This window comes from Paenibacillus sp. GCM10027626 (assembly GCF_042676285.1).
GTDB lineage: Bacteria > Bacillota > Bacilli > Paenibacillales > Paenibacillaceae > Paenibacillus_Z.
Genome location: NZ_JBHTHC010000018.1, coordinates 174647 through 187282, shown reverse-complemented (window position 1 = coordinate 187282; position 12636 = coordinate 174647). Strand labels below are relative to the sequence as shown.

Genomic DNA, 12636 nt, shown 5'->3' with positions numbered 1-12636 from the left:
GTAAAAAGCCGTTGTGCAGGGCTAGATACCTTGCATAAGGCACCTGACTGTGCTGAATACCTAACCGAGAAGTTCTATCCGTCACACCAAAGACGTTCAACATGGACGGAACTGAACCCCGGAGTTTATTCGGGTACAGAAGCGAGAGTACGAACCTCTTCTGTGATCATGAAACAAATTCCTAAGGTAACGGTAACTGAACCTGCTTCTCGCTAATGAGGCGAATAAGGGGAATCCCCGCCTCTAAGCAAAGTGTAGGCGGGGGAGGATGTCAATAGTGCCAGCATAATCGGTTTACTGTCGCAAAGTCAAGCCTGCTGTAAAAATTTTCCTCACCCATCATGTGGAATTTTGTCCACTCAGGATACATCCGCCGAAGTTTGCTTTTGTTTCTGCTTTTTCAGCAGTCCCATCAGCAGAACGCCCGCAACTATGATTACAATTAATCCCCATTTGAGAATCGGATTTTCGCTGAAGAACGTCTTGGCGAAGGGTTCGTCAACAATCATTTTGGACGCCGTCCATGCCAGCACCCCTGCTCCGACATAAATAATTACCGGGAACCGCTCCACCCATTTCAAAATAAGGGTGCTGCCCCATACGACGATTGGCACACTGACAAGCAGCCCGAGCACGACCAACAGAAAATCTCCATGCGCCGCGCCCGCGACCGCGAGCACATTGTCCAGCCCCATAACCGTATCTGCAATTATAATCGTTTTGATCGCTGCGAATATATTTACGGCCGATTTTACATCGTGATTCTTTTCTTCCGTCAGTAATTTATAGGCAATCCAGATGAGCAGCGCTCCGCCAACCATAAGCAGCCCTGGAATTTTGAGCAGCCATACGACGGCCAACGTCAACAGTGAGCGAACAATTATCGCGCCAACCGTCCCCCATATAATGACCTTCTTTTGCTGATCTTTCGGGAGATTCCGGGCAGATAGCCCGATTACAATGGCGTTGTCCCCAGCCAAGACCAGATCAATAATGACAATAGCCAGCAGCGCCGACCAGAATTCTGCAGTAAATAGCTCCATTGTTTCGTTCCGCTCCTTTATTATGGCTTAATGATTTGCCTGTCGCCGGTATCTCGCCCCGGGAATCCCCCTCTCACAACGCAAAAATGACCTTTACAATAAAGTAAAGGTCATTAAAAAAATATAAACCTTTACCGTATTGTAAAGGTCTCGCTAACAATCGAGTTGCCAACAAAGCCGGAGGATATTATTCCTCGTAATGACGACGTTGCTGTACAGCTACTCCCCTTTGCTTTGCTATCATACCATCTAATTGCCCCAAATATCAAGATATTTTGCAATTATTTTTAAAGCAGATAAACTTCGTATACAATAAGAGCAAGGAGTTGAGGCTAAGATGAAAAATGACATTATGGAACGGCTTATTCGTTATGCTAAAATCGACACACAATCCGATGACAGCAGCGATTCCTGTCCGTCTACGCCCGGTCAATGGACGCTTGCGCATTTACTCGTCGCCGAGCTGAAGGCCATCGGCATGGAAGAGGTCACCGTCGACGACAATGGCTACGTGATGGCCACATTGCCGGCGAACTCAAGCCATTCGGACATACCGACGATCGGCTTTCTGGCCCATATGGACACAGCAACCGACTTCACCGGCAAAAATGTTAATCCCCAAATTGTAGAAAACTACGACGGGGGCGACATCGTCCTGAACAAACAGGAGCAGATTATTCTTTCTCCCAAGGAGTTTCCCGAACTGGCCAAGTACAAAGGGCACACATTAATAACTACGGATGGAACGACCTTGCTTGGGGCGGATAATAAAGCGGGGATCGCAGAAATTATGACCGCCATGGCATATCTCGTTCAGCATCCTGAAATTAAGCACGGCAGAATCCGCGTCGCCTTCACACCGGATGAGGAAATCGGCCGCGGACCGCATCGCTTTGATGTAGCGGCCTTCGACGCCGTATACGCTTATACAATGGATGGAGGCCCGCTCGGCGAGCTTCAATATGAAAGCTTCAACGCAGCGGCGGCGCACATTACCTGCTACGGCAAAAATGTACACCCCGGAACGGCAAAAAACAAAATGGTGCATGCAGCGAAAATTGCTATGGAGCTCCACAGCAAGCTGCCGGCCGAGCAATGCCCGGAACAGACAGAGGGCTACGAAGGCTTCTATCACCTGATATCAATCGAGGGCAATACCGAGCTGACCCGGCTCTATTATATCATTCGCGACTTTGATGCGGAGTCCTTCGCTGCGCGCAAAGCCTATATGACCGCCATTGTCGATGAACTGAAAGCTCGGTACGGAGCAGAGCGCATCGTGCTGGAGTTGAAAGACCAGTACTATAATATGCGGGACAAAATTGAACCGGTGCGCCAGATCGTCGATATCGTCCATCAAGCGATGACCAGCCTGGGCATTACTCCAGTGATCGAGCCGATTCGCGGAGGAACAGACGGCTCGCAGCTTTCCTATATGGGGCTGCCTACGCCCAATATATTTACCGGGGGCGAGAACTATCACGGCCGCTACGAATATATTTCGGCGGACAACATGGTCAAGGCAGTCCAGGTCATTGTTGAGATCGCTAAGCTGTACGAGCAGCAAGCGGGCAGTAAATAATATCAGTCATCGGCCAGCCCCTGAAAAGGGGCCCCGATGAGGCTGCGAGAGCGACGACGTGGGCCTCTAACTGGATTTTATGCATTTAATGAGCCAAAACAGACGATTTTTTGCAAGCTAACTGGAATTTATGCAGCTAGTTCGGAACCAACCGGGCCACCCATCGGTATTTCCCACTTCTAACTGCAGGAATTCTCATTTAGTCTGGCTAATTTGCCCACAAAGCTGAAAACTAACTGCAGGAAATCCATTTAACCAGCCAATTTGAGGTTTCTGATAACAAAAACGGGCCCCATGCTTTGCATCATGAGAAGCCCGTTTCAAATCACTGTCACTCTTCTCTTTTAATACGTGCTCATCTCGCGCAACGTACGGGACACTGCCTGAACCTGCTGCGGATCGATCGGCGCCAGCCCTTGGCGTCCAACCCGCACAGCCGAACCGAAGTGCACTTCTGTAACGCCCGTCTGCGCTACAAATGAGGCGATCCCTTCCGGAGTCAGGCCATAGCCTGCCAATATGCGGGGCCCATTCTCCTGCGATAAAGAGACCAGTTGGCGGATAGCAGGGATTGCTTCCGGCGCTGGCTGCAGGCCGCCCGATGTGAGCACTCGGGATATTTGCGGATAGCGGGCCAGCGTCCTTAGGCCGGCAGCTTGATCAGCTAGCTCATCGAATGCCCGATGAAAGGTAACATCCAGCTTGCCGGCAGCTGCCAGCAACTGTTCGAGTACCTGCTCATTGATCGTGCCTTCCGCCGTCAACGCGCCAATTACGATACCTGCCGCCCCCGCAGCGCCAATTGCTTCGATCTCGGCAAGCATCGTATCGACATCCGCTTTACTGTATACAAAGGAACGGCTATGCGGCCGCACCATAACCTGTACTGGTATATCCACCGCTCGTACCACCTGCGAGACCATACCGATCCCTGGCGTCAAGCCGCCCTCAGTAATCGCCGTAATTAATTCGATCCGATCCGCACCATTTGCCTCTGCGAGCTGTGCATCCTCCACACAAGTCGCAATCACTTCCAATAGCATTCGTTTCTCCTCCAGCCCCATACTGCATTTAAGCTTTTAATGTAAAGATCGCCTTGCGCTGCCCAACCTCAGTACCGCCGTCATTTTTGATCGTATTCGACTCCACTTCATATAAACGCTCAATTGTTGCCGTGTTCTCATAATTCAGCTGCTGCAAAATAGAAGCAATAATGCATGGCCATACATGCTCCGCTCCATCGGATACTTTCAAGGCAATACCGATCCGCTGCTTGCGCAGCCCAATTCCGTAAACCCCTTTAGCACCGCCCTTGGCCACCAAATTATGATCGCGGAGCAGCATGGAGCAAACAAATTTCGTATCTGCAATCATATCCGGATGTTCATTCATCCGCTGTGCAATCCGCGCAGCCGCTTCTCGTATCTCTTCGTCCTCAAGCAAATCCGGGCAAGCCAGCTTCACATAAGAAAGTGCAATATTGCGCAGCGGCAGCGCATAAACGGGCAGGCCGCAGCCGTCAATACCGCGCGGAATTTCAGCTTGCGGAATCTCGGAGAAGGAGGATAGCGTGTCGACAATTTCCTGCTGCACCGGATGCTCAGGATCATAATAGGTGCGCTCATCCCAGCCCATATGCTTGCTAAGCGCAATCAGCCCGGCATGCTTGCCGGAGCAATTGTGGAATAACCGGCGCTTGCCCTCATGATGGCGGTGACGTTCCGCCCGCGCTTCTTCATTAAGCGGATAAGTGGCGCTGCAGTGAAAGATCTCCTCATCGATCCCCACCTTGCGTACAATTGATTCCAAAGCTGCAATATGAAAGGCTTCCCCGCGATGAGAGGCTGCGAACAGCGCTGTCTCCGCACCATCCAGGCCATACACCTCATCAATATGCCGCCGCATTACCGGCACAGCCTGAAACGGTTTGGCCGCAGAACGGAGAAATGTCATATGCTCCGGGTCGCCGGCATGCAGCAGCAGCTCACCCTGCTCATTGACAACACAAACCGCACCGTAATGAACATTTTCCAAGGTACCGCCGCGATATTCTTCAACTAATGGAATAAAACCTTTCATCTATTCCTTGCCTCCCGTCATGGTTCGTACAGATCCGTTTCTTCTCCCTAACAATACTACGCTTTTATCAATCCAACAACCCTGATGCTTTCAGCCACTCTTCCGCCACATCCCGCGCCTGTCTTCCGTCCAGATCGACTTTGCCGTTCAAGGACGACATCGTCTGATCGTCGATCTTGCTGGCAAGCAGCTCCAGCACCCCTGCCAGCTCCGGATGTGTCTCGAGCGTATCCTTCCGAATAATCGGCACTGCATAATACGGTGGGAAAAATTGTTTATCGTCCTTTAGCACCTTCAGATTGAAGGCTTGAATGCGGCCGTCAGTGGCAAATGCATCATTCACATCAACTGTCCCTTCCTTTACCGCACTGTATGTGAGCCCGGCATCAAGCCCCCTCGCCTCCTTGAATTTCATCCCATATACTTTCTGCAGGCCGACAAAACCGTCGGCGCGCTCCAGAAATTCGTGTGTAGCTCCCAGCACCAGCCCTGGCGATACTTTTGCCAGCTCCGAAAATGTCGTGATGCCCGCTTTTTCCGCCTGCTCTCTTTTCATTGCTAATGTGTATGTATTATTGAAGCCCAGCGGCTTCAGCCATATGATGTTGAATTGCCGCTCATACGCCGCTTTCACCTTTTGATAGGTTACGTCCGGGTCGCCGCCGAGCGGCTGCTCACGCAATACGGAAGTCCACCCCGTTCCCGTATATTCTGTATAAATATCGATGTCCCCCTTCACCATTGCACTGTGCGTCACTTGCGATCCGCCCAAAAACGGCTTGCGCGCGACATGCAAATCCGTCTTGGCTTCGATAAGGGATGACAACATATGCACCAAAATATCCTGCTCGGTATAATTTTTGCCGCCAACGACAACCGTATTCTCCTTGCCGGCGCCCGACTGGCCGATAAAGCCGTACACAATCAGCGCGGCCACAGCAACTCCCAGCACAATCTCTAGCCCTTTGATGAACTTGGAGGAACGCTTCGTTTTTTGGCGAATCCCCCTCGGCGTTACCGCCCTTTCCATACGCTCCAGCAAAAAGTCAAAAATAAGCGCCAGCAGCGCCGCTGGAATCGTGCCCGCCAAAATCAATTCCGTATTGACAGTAGAAATGCCGCGGAAAATCAAATCGCCCAAACCACCCGCGCCAATTAAGGAAGCAAGCGTTGCAACGCCGATCAGCATCACCGTCGCCGTCCGAATACCAGCCATAATGACATTGAGCGCAAGCGGCAGTTCTACCTTCGTCATCACCTGCCAGCTCGTCATTCCCATCCCGATGCCCGCCTCTTTTATCGGCTTTTCCACGTTCATAATACCGGTATAGGTATTGCGTAAAATAGGCAGCAGCGCATAGACCGTCAGCGCCACGATAGCCGGCGTAATCCCGATGCCAAGCACCGGAATCATAAAGCCGAGCAGCGCCAGGCTGGGGATCGTTTGAAACAGGGAGGCGATGCCGATAACCGGTGAAGCCAGCCGCGGAAAACGCGTTAAAGCCAGTCCTGTCGGAATCGAAATAAATATGGCGATTATCAGCGCAATAAAGGAGATTTGAATATGTTCCAAAGTTGCCGCTGCAATATCATCCCAACGACTGACGATCATATCCCACAAATTCATCGTTTATTTCCTCCATTATATTTGTTTCAACAACGCATCGACCAGACTGGAATTGGTCACCAAGCCGGCCAATTGGCCGTTCTCATTAACGACAGGCAGATTGCTGAGCCCATGCTGCTTCATCACTTCCACCGCTTCTGTCACCATTGTGCCAACAGCTACGGATACTACATCCGACTTCATAATTTGCTGCAGCGACAAGTCTTCCTGGTGATACCGCTCCTCCAGCATCTCTCGTGTAACAATACCTTTCAGATGACGATATCTGTCAGTCACCAGCAAACTGTTAACGCGGTGCTGCTTCATCAATTTTGCCCCATGAGCAAGGCCCCGTGACAAAAAGACAGTCACCGGATTTGTAATCATGACATCTTCCACAGTCAGCTGCTCCGACTCGTTCAAGCGGTTGCCGCCAATAAAATGACGGACAAAGTCGTTTTTAGGCCGTCTTATAATGCGATCGGGCGTGTCGAACTGTACAACCTCGCCCTCCTTCATCAGCACGATCCTGTCTGCTATCTTGAGTGCTTCATCCATATCATGAGATACGAAAACGATCGTTTTCTTTACTTCCTCCTGCAGCCGCACCAATTCATCCTGCAATTGCTCGCGGCTAATCGGATCGAGCGCACTGAACGGCTCATCCATCAAAATAATCGACGGTTCGGCAGCCAATGCCCGAATAACGCCGATTCGCTGCTGCTGGCCGCCGCTCAATTCCGCGGGATAACGGTCGCGATACTGGGCCGGGTCAAGCCCGACCATATCCAGCAGCTCATCTACCCGCTTTTCGTAGACATCCCTGCTGATCTTTTTCAGCTTTGGCACGATTGCGACATTTTCTTTAATTCTCATATGCGGAAACAGCCCAATCTGCTGAATGACATAGCCAATATTGCGGCGCAGCTCCACCGGGTTCAACGTCGAAATATCTTGGCCGTCCACTAATATTTGCCCGGATGTCGGCTCTGCCAGCCGGTTAATCATTTTCATCGTTGTCGTTTTGCCGCAGCCGCTCGGCCCAATTAATGTGATCAGCTCGCCTGCCTTGATTTCAAGATTAATTCCCTTCAAAGCAAGCGTTCCATCATGGTATTTCTTTGTTACATTTTTAAATTGGATCATCTGCCGTCCTCCAGCCTCCAAAATAGTTGACCCTATTTTGTCCAAGAGCTGGTATTTTTACGCAAACACGGCAAAAAGGCCGCCCATAGATTGAGCAGCCATTAAGGTCTTGCTTTTACAGCTTGATTGCTGTGGAGAGCAGCCCTTGCACGTAATAGCGGTTCGTAAATGTAAAGAGCAATATTAGCGGCAGCGACGCTACGACATACCCGCCAAAGGTGACTGGCATATTCGTGACATATTGTCCGGTAAAACTAATAAGCAATCCCGCAGCAATTGTCAGCATCTCATGATCGGAAATCGTGATCATCGGCCACAAGTATTCATTCCATGCGCCAACAATTTGCATAATGGCCAAAGTACCCATAATCGGGATGCACAGCGGAAGGGCAATACGGTAGTACAGCTTGAAATCATGCGCGCCGTCCATCTGGGCAGCCTCAAAGTAATCCTTCGGGATTCCTTCAAAGAAGGAGCGAAGCAAAAATACGCCAAAGATCGGTCCTCCGGTTACAAGGGGGAGAATAAGCACCCAATACGTATTAAGCAAGCCGAATGTTTTATACAGCATATAGCCCGGAACGAGCGTCAAGGCGCCTGGAATCATCATTAAAGCTAAAATAGACATATAGAGAAACTCTTTACCGAAAAATTTCATTCTTGCAAAAGTAAAAGCGGCAAGGGAAGCGATAAGCAGCATCCCTCCTGTACCCACTCCTGCTACAAAAACAGTATTAAGCAGATAGCGCCATACACTTGTGAAAGCACTTCCCACATTGCTGATCCGCAAAGGAAACGTAGGATACCAACGTGAAGTCGTATAGGCAACCTCCGACTTGAAAGCTCCCCACAATGTAAAGCCGAGCGGATACAGTAGCAAAATAATTAATACGATAATAATGATATGCAAAACTAACTGAGGCAGCATTCTCGATTTTATCATTCCACTATCTCCTCATTCCCATTAGTTCGTCTCCGTCTTCATCCCCCGGTAAGCGAACAGGCTAAGCAAGAAAATAACGATGAACATTACAGTTCCGATCGTGGTCGCATAGCCCATGCGTCCCGCTGTGAATGCTTCAACGTACATATAATAGGCAGGGACATAGGTACTGTAGCCGGGGCCGCCCGAAGTCAGCACGATCTGAATACCGAAGTCCTGCAAGCCGCCTATAATACCGAAAATAAGGAAGAAACGGACCTGCCCCATGAGGTGCGGAAGATCAATATGCCATATCCTCCGCAGCAAGCTTGCCCCGTCCAATTCAGCCGACTCTATAACTTCAGTTGAAATATTCATCAAGCCTGCCATGTAGATTAGTACACTTGTCCCACCGATCCAAGGAAACCCCATGAAAATAATACTTGGTATGATCAAGTCGGCACTGCCAAGCCAGTCAATTACTGCATCCGGCGCAATCCAGCCGAAAGCTTTCATGATCGATATAAGCAGTCCGTTGGCTGGATCGTAAATGTTTTTCCAAATTAGCAAGCCCACGACGCCCGGTGCAACGATAGGCAGCAAAATAAGCACCCGATAGATTGACTGTGCTTTCTTTTTCCTGACATTAAATATCATTTCAGCTGCAATTAGCGGAATTACAATCCCGATAATGAGCCTTGGCACAAGAATAAGAAACGCTGTAGGGATTGAGTCGAGAAATACTTGATCGCGAAACAGCTCCCGGTAGTTGTCAAGACCGACAAATACCTCTTTTCCGACACTATCCCAATCGAAAAAAGAGTGATAAATCCCGCTTATTGGCGGATAGTAGCAAAATAGAATCAGACCAATGAACAATGGAGACAAAAATAAATAGGCTTTGCGACTGCCCCAAATGGAAGCAATTAACGCCGACCTGGATTTCACCGCCCGTCATTCCTTTCCGTACACGATGATGGATGCATCATTCGCCAAAAATATCATTTAAATTATGGTTGCTTTTAACTTCTTTATCTGGTTTATAGAGCGGAATGGTTACAGTTGTGGAGGCGTTAATTTCAAAAAAAATCGAATTCGACTCATCAATAATCCGAACCTCAATATCTTTGGCCGGCTGCAGCGCCGAAGCTTTGTATGGGTAATAGGTGTAAACCGCCTCACCTTCTGCATCCGTTAGCGTCCGGCTAGCCGACATAATTCCCCCGCCTCTTGGCAAAGCGTAAAGAGAATGCCCTTCAACCGGTCGTCCCTTACTGTCCGTCAGCCGAAGCTGCAATCGGACCGGAGACTGACCATCGGCTGGGGCCTCCTTTGGATCCATCGCAACCAGCTCAATATGAAACTGCCCAGAACGATAAACATCGTATCCAGCCAGCAGTGAAAGCGTCAGCAGCACCATAACGGTTATCACTAATTTTCGTTTCATGCGGATCTCCATTCTACTCAGCTTGAGCGGGCGGCAGTCTTCACTGCCGCCCTCTGAATGCTTCGTCTACCAGCCTGTTGTATCAACATTCATCTTCTTAATGTAATCGTCAGCACTCTTTTGCTGAATTTCATTGCATTTTGCAAAGAAGGTCTGATCATCGATTTCCCCTTTGACCCACAGTTCAAATTGCTTGTTCAAGGCAATCCCCTGTTCATCAGTGAACGCATTCGGCCAAGACGCTTTTGGCATAATAGGGAAGGAGTTGTTCATCCAGTCATTTAATAACGGTGGGATTTCGGAGCCTTTTACAGCCCCAAGCGAGGCCCCTTGCTCAAGCACCATCATCGATATGTTTTCCGGTACAGTCAAATATTTCAGAAAAGCAATCGCCGCCTCTTTTAAATCAGGATTGTCGGCTACAATCGGCTTCAAGATGTTCAGCGACAAATCCGGATCAGGCTGAAAAGGCCCTTTCTCCGTATATTGAACATCGGCAACATGGGGGGAAGTCGCCTTCGTAACTGGAGGCGCCGGGACAACACCAAACTCAAAAGACCGCTGCTTGTTGCCATTCTCGGCTTGCAGCGCCCACAGACCTTCCTCGCGCATCGCCACCTTGCCATCGTTCCAAGGCTTCCCGAAATCTGTGTTCTGCCATCCTTTCGGGAGCAGATCCGTGTACATCCGTTTTAATTGTTTGTACATCTCTTGCGCATATTCATGCTCAACCGGACTAAACACTCCAGCTTTTACAGCACGCAACGTTTCCAATGTATCTACCTGACCATCCTTGTTATAATCGGTCGTCTCCATTAACGCTGCTGCAAAGAACGGGCCGATGCTGAACTGCTGATTCCACTGTCCCAGCTCAATTTGCTTGAAATTGCCCCACTGCGTGAAAGGTATATACCCTTTTTCTTTCAGCAGCTTGGCATTTGTAAACATCTGCTCCCAATCTTTTGGCGGCTCAATTCCTAGACTCTCGAACAGATCTTTATTATAGTAATAGCCCGTTGCCGGCCCCGAATAAAGGACGAGCGGAATGGCAACCGGTTTCTTGTCGTTATCCACGAGAGAGCGGTGACTCATCAAATAGTCGGGGAAAAGCTCGCTCCACTTGGAGTTGCCCGAGACATATTCATTGGGAGTCGCCAAAGCATCGTCAAGCGGCTCATACCAGCCCCGATCCAAATAATTGTTCCCCCAAGTAAATGTGATCGCCGGAGCTGTACCTGCCGAAATTTGCGTTGTCAGCCATTCCGCAATCTCATTTTGCAGTTTTCCTACCGGTTTTGTCCGCGCCCAAGCAATTTTAACGTTAGGATGAAGCTTCATAAATTCATCCGCGATTTTTTGCGACGACAGAAATACATTCGGGTTTTCCGCTGTCGGTTCTTTATTAATGGTCGGCATCCAGCCATGTAAATCCACCGTTAGAGTAACAGGGCGGCCGCCGGCAATTTCAGGTATGCCGCCTTTATTTTCCTCAGGATTGGTCGTTTCGGGAGCGGGCGCTTCATTCTGCTCCAACTTGTTGCCGCCAGTATTGCCGCCACCATTGCCGCCTGAACAACCGCTAATCATTAAAGCCGTACCGAGACTAATCAATAAGCCCGTTTGCCATTTTCCTTTATGCAAAACATCCACTCTCCTTTTCAAGTGCTGATGTTACTGTACGCTTCATATAAAAATCCATAAATGCGGCACTATCCACGGCCGTGCAAACCCATATATCACTCTCCTCAGGATTTTGGTGCCAATTTTGTCCGGATAGATTGATACACATGCCGCGTGTATACTCGCCTCTTGTCTCGATATCGATTTTGCGCCGCTCTAAAGTGACGAAATCTTCTCGATAGGCCACCGCAATGGCCAGCGGATCATGCAAATAAATATGGTGTGACAGCCAATACTGCCTCATCTTCATGATCAGCTTGGCCACATTATCCTTGCTCTCCCGGAATGCTGCAGTCTGCTCATCAGATAACAAGCAGCGAAAAGTTACATCAAGCCCTACTGCAATAATCTTGATCCCGGCGCCTAGCACGATTTGTGCCGCAATCGGGTCACATGAAAAGTTGTATTCGGATACATTCATGTCGTAAGCGCCGCCCATAACGACGATTTTGCTGATCTTCGCAGCAATTTCCGGCTTCACCCTTAAAGCCAGGGCAACATTGGTCAGCGCCCCCAAAGTAATGAGTGTAATCGGCTGCTCTGCCTGAAGGGCAGTCTGGATGATAAACTCAGTTGCCGTAAGCTGCGCACTAACCGGCTGCTCACGCATCTCATCCAAAAACTGAAAGGGCATTTCCTCCAATTGAACAGGCTTGCCGTAAAGCTCTCCGCTGAGCAGCGGGCGGCTCGCCCCTGGAATAACGGGAATGTCGCTTCGCCCTGCAGCATGAAGCATACTGGATACAATCTGAGCACGTGCCTGTACGTTCTTATAAACTGTCGTAATCCCCGCAATCTCTAGCTCAGGCGATCTCAGGGCCAGAAACAAGGCGAGCGCATCGTCGATGTCGTCCCCGATATCGGTATCGATGATGACTTTCTGACGGGAATCCGAAACTAATGACACTTTTTATTACCTCCTTCGTGTAACCAAGAAACTGAAACCGTACCATCATACATCCTACCGCCGCTAAGAAAGCGCTCTTATATGAGTCTACGCAAGCTTTCCCGGCGCCGGCCTATACATTAGCCCAGAAGCCCCCCTCATGTCGAGTTCTCTTACACCACAGTTAGCAGTGGGTGATGCTAATAAAAATCTATCATAATCCAACCCGTTCCATCTATCTTTAA

At 49.5% G+C, this 12636-nt stretch carries 11 protein-coding genes; 1 reads left to right on the top strand and 10 read right to left on the bottom strand.

Annotated features, from left to right (window positions below; translation table 11 throughout):
- Positions 1-359 precede the first annotated feature (359 nt).
- A complete protein-coding gene (locus tag ACFQ0N_RS28200) occupies positions 360-1043 on the bottom strand; it encodes a TerC family protein (protein WP_379332707.1) in 684 nt (227 codons plus the stop codon).
- Positions 1044-1380: 337 nt separating this feature from the next.
- Here ACFQ0N_RS28200 and pepT point away from each other — a divergent pair, with 337 nt between their 5' ends.
- Positions 1381-2625 (top strand): peptidase T, encoded by a 1245-nt coding sequence (pepT, locus tag ACFQ0N_RS28195; RefSeq protein ID WP_379332705.1) that lies wholly within the window; start codon positions 1381-1383, stop codon positions 2623-2625.
- 344 nt (positions 2626-2969) lie between these two features.
- Here pepT and ACFQ0N_RS28190 read toward each other — a convergent pair whose 3' ends face one another.
- The 9 genes from ACFQ0N_RS28190 to ACFQ0N_RS28150 form a co-directional block, all read right to left on the bottom strand.
- The gene (locus tag ACFQ0N_RS28190) at positions 2970-3668 is read right to left on the bottom strand and encodes a copper homeostasis protein CutC (protein ID WP_379332703.1); all 699 of its coding nucleotides are present in this window, start codon (positions 3666-3668) and stop codon (positions 2970-2972) included.
- Between the two features lie 28 nt (positions 3669-3696).
- Positions 3697-4704, bottom strand: a complete 1008-nt coding sequence (locus ACFQ0N_RS28185; RefSeq protein WP_379332701.1) for an asparaginase — start codon at positions 4702-4704, stop codon at positions 3697-3699.
- A gap of 67 nt (positions 4705-4771) precedes the next feature.
- The gene (locus ACFQ0N_RS28180; protein ID WP_379332699.1) at positions 4772-6331 is read right to left on the bottom strand and encodes a glycine betaine ABC transporter substrate-binding protein; all 1560 of its coding nucleotides are present in this window, start codon (positions 6329-6331) and stop codon (positions 4772-4774) included.
- Between the two features lie 15 nt (positions 6332-6346).
- Positions 6347-7456, bottom strand: a complete 1110-nt coding sequence (locus ACFQ0N_RS28175; RefSeq protein WP_379332697.1) for an ABC transporter ATP-binding protein — start codon at positions 7454-7456, stop codon at positions 6347-6349.
- Between the two features lie 115 nt (positions 7457-7571).
- On the bottom strand, positions 7572-8399 hold the full coding sequence (locus ACFQ0N_RS28170) for a carbohydrate ABC transporter permease (RefSeq protein WP_379332695.1): 828 nt from the start codon (positions 8397-8399) through the stop codon (positions 7572-7574).
- A 21-nt stretch (positions 8400-8420) separates the two neighbouring features.
- The gene (locus ACFQ0N_RS28165) at positions 8421-9326 is read right to left on the bottom strand and encodes a carbohydrate ABC transporter permease (RefSeq protein WP_379332693.1); all 906 of its coding nucleotides are present in this window, start codon (positions 9324-9326) and stop codon (positions 8421-8423) included.
- A gap of 37 nt (positions 9327-9363) precedes the next feature.
- Positions 9364-9825, bottom strand: a complete 462-nt coding sequence (locus ACFQ0N_RS28160) for an Ig-like domain-containing protein (RefSeq protein WP_379332691.1) — start codon at positions 9823-9825, stop codon at positions 9364-9366.
- A 66-nt stretch (positions 9826-9891) separates the two neighbouring features.
- Positions 9892-11466, bottom strand: a complete 1575-nt coding sequence (locus tag ACFQ0N_RS28155) for an ABC transporter substrate-binding protein (RefSeq protein WP_379332689.1) — start codon at positions 11464-11466, stop codon at positions 9892-9894.
- Positions 11459-12412, bottom strand: a complete 954-nt coding sequence (locus tag ACFQ0N_RS28150; RefSeq protein WP_379332687.1) for a nucleoside hydrolase — start codon at positions 12410-12412, stop codon at positions 11459-11461. The genes ACFQ0N_RS28155 and ACFQ0N_RS28150 overlap by 8 nt, the downstream gene beginning before the upstream one ends.
- Between the last annotated feature and the right edge of the window lie 224 nt (positions 12413-12636).

Bases quoted from the DNA above. Each gene is read 5' to 3' on its own strand.
- ACFQ0N_RS28190 (WP_379332703.1), bottom strand. From the start codon at position 3,668: ATGCTATTGGAAGTGATTGCGACTTGTGTGGAGGATGCACAGCTCGCA.
- ACFQ0N_RS28185 (WP_379332701.1), bottom strand. From the start codon at position 4,704: ATGAAAGGTTTTATTCCATTAGTTGAAGAATATCGCGGCGGTACCTTG.
- pepT (WP_379332705.1), top strand. From the start codon at position 1,381: ATGAAAAATGACATTATGGAACGGCTTATTCGTTATGCTAAAATCGAC.
- ACFQ0N_RS28200 (WP_379332707.1), bottom strand. From the start codon at position 1,043: ATGGAGCTATTTACTGCAGAATTCTGGTCGGCGCTGCTGGCTATTGTC.
- ACFQ0N_RS28175 (WP_379332697.1), bottom strand. From the start codon at position 7,456: ATGATCCAATTTAAAAATGTAACAAAGAAATACCATGATGGAACGCTT.
- ACFQ0N_RS28160 (WP_379332691.1), bottom strand. From the start codon at position 9,825: ATGAAACGAAAATTAGTGATAACCGTTATGGTGCTGCTGACGCTTTCA.
- ACFQ0N_RS28180 (WP_379332699.1), bottom strand. From the start codon at position 6,331: ATGAATTTGTGGGATATGATCGTCAGTCGTTGGGATGATATTGCAGCG.
- ACFQ0N_RS28170 (WP_379332695.1), bottom strand. From the start codon at position 8,399: ATGATAAAATCGAGAATGCTGCCTCAGTTAGTTTTGCATATCATTATT.